Origin of the sequence: Winogradskyella costae (genome assembly GCF_013403865.1) — a bacterium.
In the GTDB taxonomy this organism is placed as follows: domain Bacteria; phylum Bacteroidota; class Bacteroidia; order Flavobacteriales; family Flavobacteriaceae; genus Winogradskyella; species Winogradskyella costae.
This window is the reverse complement of record NZ_JABFDK010000009.1, coordinates 1-16785: the sequence shown is the minus strand read 5'-3', so window position 1 is coordinate 16785 and position 16785 is coordinate 1. Positions and strand designations below refer to the sequence as shown.

15 protein-coding genes and 3 tRNA genes are annotated in these 16785 nt (G+C 32.2%); 10 read left to right on the top strand and 8 right to left on the bottom strand.

The genetic code is table 11. The annotated features are described in order from the left end of the window. Positions 1–21 precede the first annotated feature (21 nt). From HM986_RS15245 to HM986_RS15220, 6 genes are all read right to left on the bottom strand, one after another. Positions 22–204, bottom strand: a complete 183-nt coding sequence (locus HM986_RS15245) for a hypothetical protein (protein WP_115812458.1) — start codon at positions 202–204, stop codon at positions 22–24. Between the two features lie 101 nt (positions 205–305). Continuing rightward, complete coding sequence (locus HM986_RS15240; protein WP_179335937.1) at positions 306–668, bottom strand: methylglyoxal synthase; 363 nt, start codon at positions 666–668, stop codon at positions 306–308. A 1-nt stretch (position 669) separates the two neighbouring features. After that, a complete protein-coding gene (locus HM986_RS15235) occupies positions 670–1533 on the bottom strand; it encodes an N-acetylglucosamine kinase (protein ID WP_179335936.1) in 864 nt (287 codons plus the stop codon). Between the two features lie 78 nt (positions 1534–1611). Beyond that, complete coding sequence (gap, locus tag HM986_RS15230) at positions 1612–2613, bottom strand: type I glyceraldehyde-3-phosphate dehydrogenase (RefSeq protein WP_179335935.1); 1002 nt, start codon at positions 2611–2613, stop codon at positions 1612–1614. Between the two features lie 32 nt (positions 2614–2645). Then, positions 2646–3632 carry a 6-phosphofructokinase gene (pfkA, locus tag HM986_RS15225; RefSeq protein ID WP_179335934.1) on the bottom strand — a complete coding sequence of 329 codons (987 nt, stop codon included), beginning with the start codon at positions 3630–3632 and terminating at the stop codon, positions 2646–2648. A 136-nt stretch (positions 3633–3768) separates the two neighbouring features. Further along, a complete protein-coding gene (locus HM986_RS15220) occupies positions 3769–8136 on the bottom strand; it encodes a translocation/assembly module TamB domain-containing protein (protein WP_317167403.1) in 4368 nt (1455 codons plus the stop codon). Positions 8137–8507: 371 nt separating this feature from the next. On the opposite strand from HM986_RS15220, the gene tsaD reads away from it, so the two are divergent. The 7 genes from tsaD to HM986_RS15185 all read left to right on the top strand — a co-directional run bounded on the left by tsaD (position 8508) and on the right by HM986_RS15185 (position 15031). Further along, the gene (tsaD, locus tag HM986_RS15215) at positions 8508–9530 is read left to right on the top strand and encodes a tRNA (adenosine(37)-N6)-threonylcarbamoyltransferase complex transferase subunit TsaD (protein WP_179335932.1); all 1023 of its coding nucleotides are present in this window, start codon (positions 8508–8510) and stop codon (positions 9528–9530) included. Positions 9531–9853: 323 nt separating this feature from the next. Continuing rightward, positions 9854–10486: a peptidylprolyl isomerase gene (locus HM986_RS15210; protein WP_179335931.1), complete on the top strand. Its 633-nt coding sequence runs from the start codon at positions 9854–9856 to the stop codon at positions 10484–10486. After that, entirely contained in the window at positions 10486–11190 is a 705-nt protein-coding gene (locus HM986_RS15205; RefSeq protein WP_179335930.1) for a 16S rRNA (uracil(1498)-N(3))-methyltransferase, read from the top strand. The genes HM986_RS15210 and HM986_RS15205 overlap by 1 nt, the downstream gene beginning before the upstream one ends. A 1-nt stretch (position 11191) precedes the next feature. Continuing rightward, complete coding sequence (locus HM986_RS15200) at positions 11192–11833, top strand: DUF4159 domain-containing protein (protein ID WP_179335929.1); 642 nt, start codon at positions 11192–11194, stop codon at positions 11831–11833. A 276-nt stretch (positions 11834–12109) separates the two neighbouring features. Next, a complete protein-coding gene (locus HM986_RS15195; protein ID WP_179335928.1) occupies positions 12110–12619 on the top strand; it encodes a TrmH family RNA methyltransferase in 510 nt (169 codons plus the stop codon). A 131-nt stretch (positions 12620–12750) separates the two neighbouring features. Then, positions 12751–13839, top strand: a complete 1089-nt coding sequence (locus HM986_RS15190; protein WP_179335927.1) for an AI-2E family transporter — start codon at positions 12751–12753, stop codon at positions 13837–13839. A gap of 7 nt (positions 13840–13846) precedes the next feature. Beyond that, positions 13847–15031: a THUMP-like domain-containing protein gene (locus HM986_RS15185; protein ID WP_179335926.1), complete on the top strand. Its 1185-nt coding sequence runs from the start codon at positions 13847–13849 to the stop codon at positions 15029–15031. A 28-nt stretch (positions 15032–15059) separates the two neighbouring features. Here the strand turns inward: HM986_RS15185 and HM986_RS15180 are convergent, their stop codons facing one another. Beyond that, on the bottom strand, positions 15060–15671 hold the full coding sequence (locus HM986_RS15180) for a hypothetical protein (RefSeq protein ID WP_179335925.1): 612 nt from the start codon (positions 15669–15671) through the stop codon (positions 15060–15062). Between the two features lie 224 nt (positions 15672–15895). On the opposite strand from HM986_RS15180, the gene HM986_RS15175 reads away from it, so the two are divergent. The 3 genes from HM986_RS15175 (at position 15896) to HM986_RS15165 (ending at position 16219) form a co-directional block, all read left to right on the top strand. Next, positions 15896–15984: transfer RNA gene (locus tag HM986_RS15175), tRNA-Ser, on the top strand. Between the two features lie 53 nt (positions 15985–16037). Beyond that, positions 16038–16112, top strand: a tRNA-Pro gene (locus tag HM986_RS15170). A 33-nt stretch (positions 16113–16145) separates the two neighbouring features. After that, positions 16146–16219 (top strand) — tRNA-Arg (locus tag HM986_RS15165). Between the two features lie 359 nt (positions 16220–16578). On the opposite strand, the gene HM986_RS15160 is transcribed toward HM986_RS15165, so the two are convergent. Continuing rightward, positions 16579–16785: T9SS type B sorting domain-containing protein (locus tag HM986_RS15160; protein WP_179335924.1), on the bottom strand; the 207-nt coding region annotated here is incomplete at its 5' end.

Sequence of the window (16785 nt, the reverse complement as noted above, 5' to 3'; positions counted from 1 at the left end):
TTTTTATATAATAAAATGCTATTAAAGGGTTAACCCTTCACGTTTAGCTTTCTTTTCTTCTCTTACTTCTTTAAAACGTTCCATTGCTGAACCAAAAATCCAATATGGTACTACAAAGGTTAAAAGGAAAATCATTAACCAAAATCCTATAGTTAATATGGTTAAAAATGCTAAAAATCCTAAATATTGATCAAAGTCGAACATAATTCTTGTGTAGTTTTCGTTTTGTTAGTACAAAGATATAACCAAAATATAAATTTTACAACAGCCTTGCCTAGTTTTATTAACAGGTTATTAAAAAAAGACTATAAAGACTTCATTAATAAATCGGCTGTAGCTGGATTTGTAGCCAATGGCACATTGTGTACATCACATAATCGCATTAGCATAAGAATATCTGGTTCATGCGGATGGCGATCTAATGGATCTCGAAAGAACAATACCATACTACATTTTCCTTCTGCTACTCTAGCTGCTATCTGAGCATCACCGCCTAAAGGTCCTGAAAGTAAAGCATTAACATTAAAACCTGCTTTAGACACTTTTTCTCCTGTTGTCCCTGTAGAAATTAAATTAATGTTTTTTCGATGTAAAACGTCGCTATGTTCGTTTAAAAACTGAACCATTTCCGCTTTTTTACCATCGTGAGCAATAATAGCTATTTCCATATTATAGGTTTTTAACGTGATAATCTACCAAACCTTCAATTGGTCGTCTTACAAAATTACCAACTTTAAATCCATATTCTTTAGCTACTTGCTTAATTTCTTGTTGACCAAAAAAGGCGATAGAACCTGCAAAATGAACAGGAGCTCCTGCACTTAACTCTTCTTTATATTGAAGAATCATATTTTCTGCAAATAAGCGAATACCTTTAGTTATAATATTACTTATGTATTCTGAATCTTTATTAATAAACATAAATTCTGCATGATCTGCTAAATAGGCACTTGGATTCGTTTGCTTGTAAAGATTATACTTAATGAAATCAGCATCTAAATTGTGCTTATGAGCAAATGCAACACTTATGGTATCTGGCATTTTTTTAAAGTAGTAATCTCTAATTAATTGTTTACCAAAATAGTTTCCACTGGCATCATCCATTAATATAAACCCAAGACTATTTACACGTTGGTGCAAATCTTTACCATCATAATAGCTACAGTTAGAACCTGTACCCAATATACAAACTACAGCAGCTTCATCATTAGAGTTGATACATGCTCTAACCGCAGCATAGGTATCTTCTCTAACTTCTACTGTTGCATTTACAAAATACAATTCTAAAATTGACTTTAACAACAGCGTGGGTTTCTCGGTTCCACAACCCGCTCCGTAAAAATATATATGAGTAACATCATTAGCAACAGCCATCAGTTCTTTACTCTTACGAATTATTTTATTGAGCTTCTTCTCCGCTACAATTGCAGGATTTAAACCTTTGGTTCTTATTTTATCAACAGCTTGTTTACCATTAGAATCTATTGCAATCCAATCGCATTTTGTAGACCCTCCATCTGTAATTAAAATCATAATAATCTATATAATTAAAAATTCCGTAGTTTATGAAAACTCATAATTCTACGGAATTTTCAGAATTAATAATATGTCTTAAAGGTTATTTACCTTTTGAGCTAAATCAACTAATTTGTTTGAATATCCAAATTCGTTATCATACCAAGAGATTAACTTGAAGAATGTAGAATTTAATTCAATTGAAGCATCAGCATCAAAAACACTAGTTCTTTCCTCACTTACAAAATCTTGAGACACTACAGCATCTTCAGTATAACCTAAAACACCTGCCATAGATCCTTCTGATGCTTTTTTCATAGCAGCTTTGATCTCAGCTAAAGTTGTTTCTTTTTTAGTTTTAACTGTTAAATCTACAACAGAAACATCTACAGTTGGTACTCTAAATGCCATACCTGTAAGTTTTCCATCTAATTCAGGAATTACTTTACCCACTGCTTTTGCAGCTCCTGTAGAACTTGGAATAATGTTATTAAGTGCAGAACGTCCTAAACGGTAATTTTTACGTGAAGGCGCATCTACTGTAAACTGTGTAGACGTTGTTGCGTGAATCGTTGTCATTAAAGCTTCATCAATTCCGAAGTTATCTTCAATAACCTTAGCGATAGGTGCTAAACAGTTTGTTGTACAAGATGCATTAGAAACGATAGTGTCACTATCTTTTAATGTATCATCATTTACTCCCATTACAAACATTGGAGCATCTTTACTAGGTGCCGAAATCACAACTTTCTTCGCACCTCCATCAATGTGATATTGTGCTGTTTCTAAAGTTGTAAAAATACCAGTACATTCTGCAACTACTGTTGCTCCTACTTCATCCCATTTTAAATTTTTAGGATCTTTTTCTGCTGTTACACGAATTGTTTTTCCGTCTACTACTAAATGTCCATCTTTTACTTCAACAGTTCCGTCAAATCTTCCGTGAACTGAATCATATTTTAATAAATATGCTAAATGCTCTACATCTAATAAATCATTAATTGCTACAACATCGACGTCATTACGTTTTACTGTTGCTCTAAAAACTATTCTTCCTATTCTACCGAATCCGTTGATTCCTAATTTTAAATTTGCCATTTCTCTATTTTTATTTTAATTTTTATTCGTTATTAAATTGTCATTATATCCGAAACTCTTAAGAGTTCCATGTTAATCTTCGATTTTCCTTTTACGGCTTGATCGAATGGTGTTAAATCCATCATATCGTTTTTCATACCAACCATATAGTTGCTCTTGCCAGTTAAAAGGCTTTCTACTGCTTTTACTCCCATTCTACTCGCTAAAACACGATCGAAACACGATGGCGATCCACCACGTTGCATATGTCCTAAAACAGAAACACGTACTTCGTACTCAGACATGTTTTCTTCCACATAATCCTTCAGTTCAAAAACACTTTTACCAATTTTATCCCCTTCTGCAACGACCACGATGCTCGATGATTTACCAGATGCTTTACTTCGTCTTAAAGACTCTAGCAAACGATCTAATCCTAAATCTTCTTCAGGAATTAAAATCTCTTCAGCACCAGCACCGACTCCAACGTTTAAAGCAATGTGTCCAACATCGCGCCCCATAACTTCTATAAAGAATAGTCTGTTATGCGAACTTGCTGTATCTCTAATTTTATCTATAACTTCTACAACGGTATTTAAAGCCGTATCATAGCCAAGTGTATGTGTTGTACCAAAAATATCGTTATCTATAGTACCAGGAATTCCCATAACAGGAAAATTGAACTCTTGATTAAAAACCATCGCTCCCGTAAAACTACCATCACCTCCGACAACCACAAAAGCATCAATCCCTGCTTTTTTCAATTGGTCGTAAGCTGTTTGTCTTCCTTCCCTAGTTCTAAATCTTTTTGAACGCGCAGATTTTAATATTGTACCACCTTTATTTATGATACCTTTTACACTACGTGCGTCCATTTCAACAAAATCTCCATCAATCATTCCCTCATAACCTCTATAAATACCGTAGCATTTAATATCATGAAAAGCACATGTTCTTACTACAGATCTTATTGCAGCGTTCATTCCTGGAGCGTCTCCTCCAGAGGTTAAAACACCTATTTTTTTTATTGTTTGTAGCATTATCTTATTTATTTACAGTAAAATTAAGAAACTAAACATATAAAAAAGTGACTATTATCATAAAATAACTACCAACAAAGCAATTCAAACGTTTTCGTTAATAAGTATTTAATAACTACAAACGAATTAACGAAGTCTAAGACTTGCTTTTTTTCTTTTCTTCCTTCATAGTCATATAACTTGGCAGTAAATCAGTATCCTCTTTCTTCTTCTTCTCCTCCTCTTTTCCTCTGCTATTATCTTTTTTGTTCTTACCTGAAAATATAATTTGAAGAAATTCTTTAAACGAATCAAATTCTACATTGTAAGATAAACCGACACCTTGCGTGTACCCAATTTCTTCACCAAAATTTCTAATACTGTTCTCTCTGTTAAATACTTTAGCTCTTAACGTACCGTCCTCATTTAATAATAAATCGATTTGCACATCTCCACTGATCACAGTTTGACTAGCGCTTCCAAATGGTACACCAACCTTACCGTTCACTAAAATTTTATCACTTATTTTAGTTTGAAGCGTTAAGCCAAATTTATTATTAGTCTGTAAATCTGGCGTATCTTGGCCCAATTCAAAATCGATACCAATATCTAAATTTCCATTATTTGTACCAAAAAGATTATTTACAATTCCTGTAAGTCGTTCTGAAATCGTCCCTGTAAAATTAGCCCCACCTAAGCTACTTGAAAATCCTCCTGTAGCCAAAAATATAAGAGCTTGATTATCGCGCTCGTCTTTAGAAGACAAACGATATTCTAACTCTGATTTAACTGTTGAACTCACATTGGGGAATCTAAAATCGAATTGAGGATCTGGTTGTTCTAACTTACCTGTTAAATGAATTTCGACTTCAACATCGATACTCTGATTTATAGGATTATCTAATAAAACAGAGGGGTTAGCATTACCTTCATATACCGCTTTTAAATTTAATTCAGCATTTAGAGGATCACCTTCCCAAACGATACTTCCTCCTTGCTCAACCTTAAATTTCTTTTCTACAAAGCCTCCGTATTTAAAATTATAAAACCCTTCATAAACCACAAAATCCCCCCACATATTAAAGGTTCCATTAGTATTAATTAAAAAGTTTAAACCACCTACTCCTCTACCTTTTATAGTGCTTCCTGCTTCTTTATCTATTACTATTTCTATAACTGCGTTTTCGTTGACATTTAAATCAAAATCTAAGACTAAACCTTTAATTTCAATTTGCTCCGAAATCTCTCCTTTAATTCTAGCTGCTTTTTCTTCAGGACTTAAAAAATGAATGAACGAGTTATCACCAAAACTTTCGGAATCATTAAGTGGAATAAAAAACTCTGTTCCGGCTTCCGTTCTTCCATTTATAACTTTAATAGTCAGTTGGTCCGTAGGACCTTTTATTTCTGCCTTTCCAGAGATAAATCCTGTACCATAATACAATTCGTCTTCAGATTCTTCTGTATTTAAAACTAACAGTCTGTTGGTGTCTAATTCTAAACCTAATTTCCAATCTGAAAAGTTATTATGAGCAATGAAGCCATTTAAATTCCCTTTAGAAAAGTATTTAGAGTCTGTCATGGAGACGTCATTAAAAATAAACTGTTGACCTCTAAGTGAGACTTTAGAATCAAAATCAAAACCATAATCGACATTAAGATACGGAATGGACATACCTGCTCTATCGAGCAATAGTTCTCCATAAATCGCAGGTTTATTTAGGCTTCCGGTTACATTTGCGTAGCCGGACACCAAGCCCCTTATATTATTTATAACACCTTCTCCTAACGGATTTAAGGGGTCTAATAAAAACTCTTCAAACTTAACGTTTAAGTCAATAACGGGATTGTTCTCGGCAACATCTATAGTACCTTTTGCGTCTAACGATTTTAAATTATCATTAACTAAAGTGACATCAACATTATAATTAGTAATTGAATTATTACCTTCTATTTTGGCCTTAAGATTTCCTAAATCATAATCATTTACAAAAAAGCCGCTGACTTCCACATTTGATTTTGGCAAATAAACTCCAGCATTCTGAACTACGTCTAGCTTTCCATTTACAATACCTCTTAAATCCAAACTATCAATACGAGGTGTAATTTTAACCAATTGCACATCTTTAAAATCTACATTAAAGTTTTTATTAATAGAATCTTTGACTTGGCCCGAAACCAGTATTTCTTCATCCTCATGTGTAATCCGTATCGGAAAAATATCAAAAGCTTTAAAATCCCTATCAAAAGTTACCTTGTTTAAAGTGTCTTTTTCCGAATTTAAAAGCCAATCGAACCCTTTAAATTTGACTTCAGATTTTCTTAATCCTACAACCGACTTATTTGATTTATCTATCGTATAAAACAGACTTAAATTAAAATCATCTGCATTGTTTATTCCACCTTTAAATTCAGTTTTAATCAATAAAGTATCGCGCTTAGTAACATTAATGAGGCTAAATTGAGAAGCGTTATAAATGCCAGCACTAAGACTATCAATTTCAACAAAAGTGTTAAATAGAGGGTTACTGTTATCTATACTTACATTAATATTGTTAGCAAAGTAGTCTTTAAACTTAATTTCTGGTGAATTAAACGTGAGTTCAAACCCTTTTTCATCGGTTTCTATCCGACCTTCAACAAATGTATTTTTACCTAGTATAAGGTCTTTATAAAACACCGTTGCAATCTTAGAATAAATATTGAATCTAAAATTGATATACTGATCTTTTTCTACAACATTCGGTACAAATTTGGTATAGATACTCCCAACAGAGTTCTCTACCAAACCTAAAATATCTTTTGTTTTAAACTGACCTGTAATTTTACCATCAATAATATCTGGTGAATTTATAGCTAAGGTGCGTTCGTTATTATCAAAGGAAGAGACAATATCAAAATCCTCAAAACTGTAATCACTATCTTGATTTTTATACGTTGTATTTTTAATATTTATAGCACCCACAGCATTATCTATAGTTGTGCCTGTGGCAGTCATCGTTACTAAACCTCTAAATTCTGAAATGCTATCTCGTTTAACAAAATTTAGTTTACTAAGGTTAGCATAACCCACATTGGCTTTAAAATCGAATTTCTTAAGGTCCTCTGAAAAATCTGCTAAGCCATTAAAATCGAGTTGTAAATTGAGATCTTCAATTTGTACAATCCCGTTAAAAATACTGTTTCCAAGATCACCAGAAAGCTTTATATCTCTGTACGTATAGCCATTATAATCTAGTACAAATACATCTCCTTTTACATCTGTCCTTAAGTTTTTAATAGTAAAACCTTTACCATCAACATCTAGATTTAAAGACGCATTTTTAACTAAGGGGTCATTAATGAGCTCTCCAATATTAAATTCATCTAAAACAATATTTCCGACGTAATTAGCATCATCGATATTATCAATATTTGTAAGCTCTAAATTAGATTTTATAAAGCCTAAATCCGTATCAATTTCTAAATCGGCTTCAACTCGCTTGGCTGTAATAAATGAGGTTCCCTTTATTTTAAAATTACCTACCTTAGAAATAACACTGGGGATAGAATTTCCCAATAGTCGTGGTAGTAAAGCCGTTAAATCTCTATAATTTGAAGCTAAATTTTGAAAACTTCCCTGTAAAGCAAAACTATCGTCCTCTTTACTAAATAAATTTTTAAATGTAATATCTCCAATAATTCTCGTATTCGTTGTAGTACTTATATTGAGGTTTGTAGCTTGTAAATTATTTAAAGTTCCTGATAAATCGGCATTAAACTCCGCATGTTGGTCGGTACCAAATTCATCAAAAAACACGTTTAATTCTGTTAGTGAAATATCAGAATCTTTAAAGCTTGCCACTACATTTACTTTATCTGTAAAATGCTTAAAATCTTCTCGATTGTAATCAAATCTTAATTCTCCTTTTATTTCAGATTCTTCTGTTTTGATGTTAAGGTCACCAAAACTCATGTGATCTAAGGTGTACTCAAAATTTGCCATTAAGTTTTTAACAGCAATACCTCTACTATCTCTAAAGCTAAATTTATTAATCCGAGATCTTACCTCAGGACCATTAATTAAGAAATTGGTTGTATTTGCATTAAGCTCGGTAAACTCAAATATTTCTGGTGTTTCTAAGTTTTCATCTATTAATCTAAAAATACCATTTTCTATGGAAACATCACTAGATGAAAACAAAAACTCACTAGGACCAACTCTTGGATTGTCATTATCAAACTTGGCAACGAAGACATCTAAATTGGTATCTGATTCTCCTTTGTAGGTTTTTAAATTAAAAATAACATTCTGAAGATCAATATCTCCAAAATTAAGTTTACTATTTAATAAATTTTGAAAGCTAATTATAGAGCTATTTAACTCCCCAACACTGATCAGTGTATCCTTTTTATAATCTCTAATTAATATTTCTTTCAATTCAATATCCCCATTGAGCTGAAGTCCAACACGACCAATATTGATATTGGTTTTAAAATCGCTATTAATTCTATCTGTAGCATATCTTCCTAATTTCGTTTGCACGGCAGGAATAGATAACACTAAAAACAAAATAAAAAAAAGCAACACTATAATTGCTACTATTTTTCCTATTATTTTGAATATCCGTTTGATAGAATTTATGAGATTTATTTTTTACACCTATTACACTTTAAAATAATCGATTAAATTAGTTTCTTTTTCCTTTTTATAGCATTCTAAAATAAAACCGCAGCTATAGCTATGCTTAGATTTTTTTTAGGTCCTAAAAAGAAAAAATAATTCAAATTTATTATCAACCATTTTAAAATTCATTTGGTCTGATTTCTTATTACCTTTGCCCATACAATACGTTGTTAAGTATGGCAATGGACTTTAACTTGTAAAATTAACAATTATTGTGCCCAATATCGACTATGAAAAAAGAAAATATTTATATCCTCGGAATTGAGTCGTCTTGCGATGACACAAGCGCAGCAATACTATGTAACGACCAAATTCTAAGCAATGTTGTTGCTGACCAAAAAATACATACAGAATACGGAGGCGTTGTACCCGAACTAGCATCGCGTGCACATCAACAAAATATTGTACCTGTAGTACACCAAGCTATTGAAAAAGCCGGAATTAAAATGGAGCAATTAAGTGCTGTCGCTTTTACTAAAGGCCCTGGATTAATGGGGTCTTTATTAGTTGGTACGTCTTTTGCCAAATCACTAGCTTATGGACTCGATATTCCATTGATTGATGTGAACCACATGCAAGCCCATATTTTAGCCCATTTTATTGACGAAAAAGATCATAAAAAACCACCTTTCCCTTTTTTAGCGATGACCATTTCTGGGGGACACACACAAATTGTTAAAGTGAATACGCACTTTGATATGGACGTTATAGGTGAAACTATTGATGATGCCGTAGGTGAAGCTTTTGATAAAAGTGGAAAAATTTTAGGCTTAGGGTACCCTGCAGGACCTGAAATTGATCGACGTGCGCAAATCGGAAATCCAAAAGCATTTCAATTTACCAAACCAAAAGTAGATGGATTGAATTTTAGTTTTTCAGGATTAAAAACTAACATTCTCTATTTTGTACAACGTGAGGTAAAAGCGAATCCTAACTTTATTGAAGAAAACCTTAATGATATCTGTGCTTCTATTCAATATACTATCATTGGCATATTAATGGCAAAATTGAAACTAGCTGTGAAGCAGACTAGCATTACACACATTGCTATAGGCGGCGGTGTTTCTGCGAATTCTGGTATTAGAAAAGCTTTGAAAGATGCCGAACAGAAGTTTGGCTGGACAAGCTATATTCCAAAATTTGAATACACAACCGATAACGCTGCTATGATTGCTATTGTTGGATATTTGAAATATTTAGAAAACGATTTTTCTGATTTTGATGTGATGGCTACTGCGCGATTAAAGATATAATTTTTTAACATCAAGTGTTTACAGAACGATTAACTAATTAGCCAAAATTAGCTTACTACTTTTTAATTTACCTACATAACTCATAGTGTGTCAGCGAAAAAAGTTCACCTAACGGTTCCTAATAAGAATGTATTTTATGAAAAGAGGCGTGTAAAGTGGCGTCCTATTCCTTGTTTTGCAGAATTTTCACTCCTTACAAAATGGCTTCCTTTTTTAAATTGTTAAAACATCTGTTAACATTCTTACATTCTTTACTTCAATTATAACCTAAAATTTAGTTGCTTTGCAGTACCCCAAAATCTAACTAAATTCAATTCTAAATTATGAAGCATTTATTTACACTTTTACTTTTAATTCCGTTATTCAGTTTTTCTCAAGCGTCTTTTGAAAAACAATTAGATTCAATTTCGACACCAGAAGAAGCAACATCATTTTTAAAAGAAAACAAACCTGCACATGGTAAGCTATTTACCTTTAATAAAGAAAAACACAAAACTAGGTTAGCCGACGACTTGTTTAACCTTTCTAAAGGTGGAAAAAAAGTGACCAGAACTGACTTTAAAAGAACTTTTTATAAAGTTGTGGATAAAGCCGACGTGGATCATTTTAAATTTGACATTATTGTAATCGACGCTTCTAAAACTTCAGAAGAAGAAGCCATATTAAAACGAGAGAAAGTCTTTGCATTATGTCAACAAGGCTATAAGTTTAAAGATTTAGCAAAGCACCACTCTTCTGGAAACACAGCAAAAACAAAAGGTGATACTGGTTGGATAAAAGTTGGTGATATGCCTGTTGCTTTTGAGGCGGTGGCAATACATGAAAATCATGACATCGGTGATGTTTTCCCTATCGATGATATTGAAAATAAAAAATATTATTTAGTTCTTAAGACCGAAAACAGAACCCCAATTGAAGAGATTACAGTCTTAAAATTCACTGAAGACATTGAGTAATGCAGTTATTTTATAATCCAAATATTTCTAGAAACGATACAAGCTTTAGTTTTGATAAAGACGAAAGCAGGCATATCTCAAAAGTTTTACGCAAAACTATTGGTGACACTTTGCATATCACCAATGGAAATGGTTGGTTATTTACTGCAGAAATCACATTAGCAGATCAAAAACATTGTACGGTTTCTATAACGTCTAAAAGCCTGCAACCTAAACGAGATTACAATTTACATTTGGCTGTTGCTCCAACAAAAATGAACGACAGATACGAATGGTTTTTAGAAAAGGCAACAGAGATGGGTGTAGAAATTATTACACCCATTATTTGCGACCATAGTGAACGGAAAGTGGTAAAAACGGAACGATTTGAGAAAATTATTCAATCAGCAATGAAACAATCGCTGCAATGTTATTTGCCTAAACTAAATGCTCCAATAGCTTTTAAAGACTTTATTGATCAAGATTTTACAGATCAAATTTTTATAGCTCACTGTGAAGAAACGGATAAAAAATCTTTAAAATCGCAATTAAAAACAGCATCGGATTGTACTATTTTAATTGGACCTGAAGGTGACTTTAGCGTTAAAGAAATTGAAATGGCCTTGCAACACCGTTTTATTCCTGTAACTTTGGGTAAGACGCGCCTAAGAACAGAAACGGCGGCTATTGCAGCTTGCCATTCTGTGGCATATACTAATGAATAATATGAAAGTAATTTTTTCTCTTTTCTTTTCTCTCTTTTCCTTCTTCTTGTTTTCCCAAGACGTAGCTATACTAAAATACAAAGGAGGAGGAGATTGGTACAGTAACCCAACAGCTTTACCAAATTTAGTAAAGTATTGTAATGATAATATTGATACAAACATTAACGAAAGTATTCAAACTGTAGAAGCAGGAAGTATTGATATTTTTCAGTTTCCTTTTTTACATATGACAGGTCATGGCAATGTATTTTTCAGTGATGACGATGCCCAAAACTTAAGAAACCACCTTATTTCAGGTGGCTTTCTACATATTGACGATAATTACGGAATGGAGCCTTACGTTATTAAAGAATTGAAGAAAGTTTTTCCGAATAGTGAGTTAATTGAAATTCCTAAGGATCATAAAATATTCAGTTCAGCTTTTGAATTTCCAAATGGTTTGCCTAAAATCCATGAACACGATGGTAAAGCACCAAAAGCTTATGGGATTTTTCATGATAGCAGATTGGTACTTTTATTCACCTTTGAAAGTGATTTAGGAGATGGTTGGGAAGATCAAGAAGTTCATAATGACCCTGAAGATGTTAGAGAAAAAGCATTGAAAATGGGTGCTAATATTATGAAATATGCTTTTGAGAATTGATTATTATTTAGATTAAAGACGAAAGAGTTAAGACCAAAGACTAAATAGATTATGAAGAAGTTTTCAATACCATATAAAATAGCAGCTACTTTACTAGTTTTAGCTTTTACTTTTCAATCTATGGAATCAATAAATAGTCACACTTACTCTGTTGGTCTATCAAACATCCATCAAAAGTGCCTAAAAGGGGTAACATGTTGTTTTGGGCATTCGTACCATTCTATTTATAAATGCGGAAAAGCCAATCATATTAATTAATCAAATTGAGAACAACTTTTGAATCAGCTCAACCACTACAATTCCAACTTCAAAAAGCAAAAACATCCAATCACAGTACTTTGCGATAATGTAGCTAATGCTCCAAATATTGGAAGTTTATTCAGAACGGCAGATGCCTTTGGTGTTGAAGAACTAATTTTTTGTGGTTCAGATATTCCGTTAGGTAAACGAATGGCAAAAACGTCGCGTTCTACTGAAAAATATGTGATTCATAGTTTAAAAAACGATATTGAAACACAAATAAAAACTTTAAAGGCAAATAACTATTACTTAATTGCTTTAGAAATTTCAGAAAATAGTCAACCATTAACGGCCTTTAAATTACAATCAAAACAACCTATTGCACTTATTTTAGGTGATGAAAATTTTGGAGTTTCTGAAGGTGTACTTAAGCAAGTTGATGCCGTCGTTCATATTAATATGTTTGGTAACAATAGTAGTATGAATGTTGTACAAGCTACTAGTATCGCTCTATATGAAATTACAAAGCAAATGAACGCTCAATAACATGCTAAAATTAATCCCAACATCTTTAAGTATATTTATCACCTAAAATGAACCTGCTCAGAGTAATTTGAACTAAGTAATTTATTAATAGCGAACAACATGTGCCCTATTAAGACATTAAACAGAAACACATGAATTCGAAAATTATAGCCAACGGTATTTTAAGAGCATTAGGGATTATTCTAGCTGTAATTCTTGTATTATATTTTTTATTTGAAATTCAATCGGTTATAATTTATATCGCTGTTGCTGTTGTTATTTCATTAATCGGACGACCAATCATACTATTTTTAAGAAAACGTCTAAAATTTAACAACACAATAGCTGTAGTTACAACTATGCTATTGCTTCTGGGGCTATTTGTCGGCCTCATAGGGCTCTTTATTCCATTAATTATTGAACAGGGGCAAAATTTAGCTTTATTAAATATTGAACAATTACAAGGCAATATTGAAAACCTGTACAACCAAATTATTACCTATTTCGAATTCAACAATATTGACATTGAACAATCTATAGAAGATTCTCATTTACTATCAAAACTCGATTTTGCTATTATACCTAACTTTTTAAATAGCTTTATAAGCGGCTTAGGCAGCTTTAGCATCGGTTTGTTTTCCGTACTCTTTATTTCATTCTTCTTTTTAAAGGATAGTAAGCTATTCGAAGATGGTTTAATGACCTTTATTCCAAGCGGAAATGAAGAACGTTCTAAACGTTCAATCACAACCATAAAAGACTTATTATCGCGCTATTTTGTTGGACTTATATTTCAAATTTTAATCTTGTTTGTTATATACACTATTGTTCTACTCGTTTTTGGAATTGATAACGCTATCGTTATCGCCTTTTTATGTGCGCTTCTCAATCTTGTGCCTTACGTTGGTCCTTTAGTGAGCGGATTTTTAATGCTTTTATTAAGTATGTCTAGTAATTTAGGAGAGAGTTTTAGTGAGGTAATTTTACCAAAAACGACTTATGTTATGATTGGTTTTATTTTTGCACAACTCGTCGACAATTTCTTTAGTCAGCCTTATATTTTCTCTAAAAGTGTAAAATCACATCCACTAGAAATTTTCTTAATCATCATTATTTCTGGTATACTCTTTGGTGTTGTTGGTATGATTATAGCCATACCCACTTATACTGCTATAAAAGTCATTTTAAAAGAGTTTTTATCAGATTACAACATTGTTCAAAAACTTACTAAAAACCTATAATTTTAAATTGAATAAATTATTACTAAATACTGAAATTCAAAGTTTTATTCAGAACAATATAACCTCAGACACTTCTGAATTATTACTAAAAGGTATTCCGTTTAACACCCTAGATTCAAAATTAATCATAGAACAGATTGAAGCAAAAAAACGATGCCGAAAGAAGTTACCCACTTGGTTTTATACTGAAAATATATACTATCCGAATAAACTTAATATTGAACAAACCTCTTCAGAGACTACTGCCAAGTATAAAGCAAATTTAATCACCGGAGATAGCCTAATTGACTTAACGGGAGGGTTTGGAGTTGATGCTTATTTTTTTTCAAAACGAATAAAACAGGTCACACATTGTGAAATCAATTTAAAACTATCAGAAATTGTTAGGCATAATTTAGAAATTCTTAGTGCTGCGAATATTAAATGCCTAGCCAAAAGCGGAATTGAAACCTTAAAACACGCTAATACCCCCTTTGATTGGATTTACGTTGATCCGTCTCGTCGAGATGATTCTAAACAAAAAGTTTTTTTACTTTCCGATTGTGAACCCAACATAAGATTACATCAAGATTTATTTTGGAACCACTCTAAAAATGTAATGATTAAAACGTCTCCATTATTGGATTTATCAGCGACACTTTCTGATTTAAACTATGTAAAAGAGATTCATGTCGTAGCCGTTAGCAATGAGGTTAAAGAATTATTATGGCTTTTAGAGTATAATTTTAACGGTGACGTTTTAATTAAAACGGTGAATTTACAAAAAGATGCTTCTGAGAATTTTAATTTTAATTTCAAAGATGAATCTGAAGCCATAGCTACTTATAATGAACCACTCACCTATCTATACGAACCTAATGCTGCTGTTTTAAAATCAGGTAGTTTTAATTCGGTTAGTGCGCTTCTTAAAATAGACAAATTGCACAAGCATTCACATTTATATACATCAGAAACGTTAATAGATTTTCCGGGTAGACGATTTATAATTAAAAAAATATTACCATTCAATAAAAAAACATTCTCAAAAGAAAAAATTTCGAAAGCTAATATCACTACTCGAAATTTTCCACTAGCTGTAAATGATATCCGGAAAAAACTAAAAATTAAAGATGGTGGAGATACCTATCTCTTTTTCACTACAGATTGTAATGATTCTAAAATTATACTCGTTTGCTCTAAAGCAACTTTATAATTTTAGAAACCATATAATTGTGCGTTTTTCACTTCAAATTTATCTCAGACAAAAATCCGTGTTGAATTACCACCATATCACTTCCCCAAAGTTTAACTAAGAACGAAATATCAATAGGAAAAAAAGAGGATGATCCATCAGAATTATATTTTACCGGACATTCTAATCGACTGTCATTAATAATACGACACTTATTCTTTCCATTGTCCGAAATAAATATAGCACCAGAATCTATCTTTTCATATACTTTTTTCAAGTCGATAACAGCATATTTTAAAAATTCGGATGATTTATTTACCTCCTTTTTGGAGCAATTTAGAATACCATAAGTAAAATAATGAGCCTTCATTTTAAAATATTCAGATTCTTTACGGTCATCATGTTTATTTTCATCGCGTCTGTAGCGAATTGTAAAATCATTAAATGCTTTATATTTTTCTTCTCTAAAACGTTCTTGTACACTTTTTATAGCATCTCCATTCCTAAAAATGTAATCAATGCCTACCGTCATGTCTATAAATTCCGAATAGCTCTTTTTTAACACAACCTCCTGCCAATCAATATGTTCATATATATTAGGTAAAGCAATATATTTATGGACATAATCCGTAAACGCTCTATCTTTTTTATAACTAGACATTTAACAAATTAGAATTTAAAAATGAACACTTTATTTAAATTAGCATTAAATAGATATAATAAAAATGAGTATAATTCTTATATCTCTCTGATAAATATACACTTAAATATGCAACAAAAAATATTCTTAATTTTTTTTAAAAAAACTCAAAAAAATTGTTGCGTTCTTTAAAATGTTAAGTTACATTTGCATCCGCATTTAAAGAGAATGTTCTTATGCTTATTGGAGAGGTGCCTGAGTGGCCGAAAGGAGCGGTTTGCTAAATCGTCGTAGGTGGAAACACTTACCCAGGGTTCGAATCCCTGTCTCTCCGCAAAATTTACTGCAGCATATGCGACTGTAAGTAATAATTAATGATAACCAATTCGGGGTGTAGCGTAGCCCGGTTATCGCGCCACGTTTGGGACGTGGAGGCCGCAGGTTCGAATCCTGCCACCCCGACTTTTATTGAATTTTAGAGTTTTACTCTGAAATGGTCGCATAGCTCAGCTGGATAGAGCACCTGCCTTCTAAGCAGGCGGTCCTAGGTTCGAATCCTAGTGCGATCACAAAAAGCCTTAACATTTATGTTGAGGCTTTTTTGTGTTTTAGAATTAGGAGTAACTTTACTGATATTCTATCTTATGAAGATTTTATATTGGCCTATTAGCCAATCTAACAGATAGACTTAAACGTCACAATACTCGCAGAAGCAAATCAACTACAGACGGAATTTCGTGAAAGATTGTTTATATAAAAGAGTTTTAACCAAATTTGAAGCTCATGTTTATTTTAAATATTTACATAAAAAACTTACCAAAATGCCTATCAGAAAAACAAATACCGTTTTAACTTCATATCGCAATAAAGCAAAAAAAAGCCTGAACATACTTAAATGTTCAGGCCTTTTATATTTCATAATTACAATTTACCTCTTTAAAGTAAAATGGGCTTTAAATTCTTTACGTACCCCGTCACTTGGTTCGTCGTATTCTACTGTAAACCAGTAGTCACTCGTTGGCATAGCTTCTCCTTTAAAGGTTCCATCCCACCCGTTACCATCAGGACTTAATTGTTTCAGTAACTTTCCGTACCGGTCAAATATATAAATTTTTGCATTACTTCCAATACGTTC

What these genes read in the sequence shown, in the direction of transcription:
- HM986_RS15245 (WP_115812458.1), bottom strand. Translation starts at nt 204, where the DNA reads ATGTTCGACTTTGATCAATATTTAGGATTTTTAGCATTTTTAACCATA.
- HM986_RS15240 (WP_179335937.1), bottom strand. Translation starts at nt 668, where the DNA reads ATGGAAATAGCTATTATTGCTCACGATGGTAAAAAAGCGGAAATGGTT.
- HM986_RS15235 (WP_179335936.1), bottom strand. Translation starts at nt 1,533, where the DNA reads ATGATTTTAATTACAGATGGAGGGTCTACAAAATGCGATTGGATTGCA.
- gap (WP_179335935.1), bottom strand. Translation starts at nt 2,613, where the DNA reads ATGGCAAATTTAAAATTAGGAATCAACGGATTCGGTAGAATAGGAAGA.
- pfkA (WP_179335934.1), bottom strand. Translation starts at nt 3,632, where the DNA reads ATGCTACAAACAATAAAAAAAATAGGTGTTTTAACCTCTGGAGGAGAC.
- tsaD (WP_179335932.1), top strand. Translation starts at nt 8,508, where the DNA reads ATGAAAAAAGAAAATATTTATATCCTCGGAATTGAGTCGTCTTGCGAT.
- HM986_RS15210 (WP_179335931.1), top strand. Translation starts at nt 9,854, where the DNA reads ATGAAGCATTTATTTACACTTTTACTTTTAATTCCGTTATTCAGTTTT.
- HM986_RS15205 (WP_179335930.1), top strand. Translation starts at nt 10,486, where the DNA reads ATGCAGTTATTTTATAATCCAAATATTTCTAGAAACGATACAAGCTTT.
- HM986_RS15200 (WP_179335929.1), top strand. Translation starts at nt 11,192, where the DNA reads ATGAAAGTAATTTTTTCTCTTTTCTTTTCTCTCTTTTCCTTCTTCTTG.
- HM986_RS15190 (WP_179335927.1), top strand. Translation starts at nt 12,751, where the DNA reads ATGAATTCGAAAATTATAGCCAACGGTATTTTAAGAGCATTAGGGATT.
- HM986_RS15180 (WP_179335925.1), bottom strand. Translation starts at nt 15,671, where the DNA reads ATGTCTAGTTATAAAAAAGATAGAGCGTTTACGGATTATGTCCATAAA.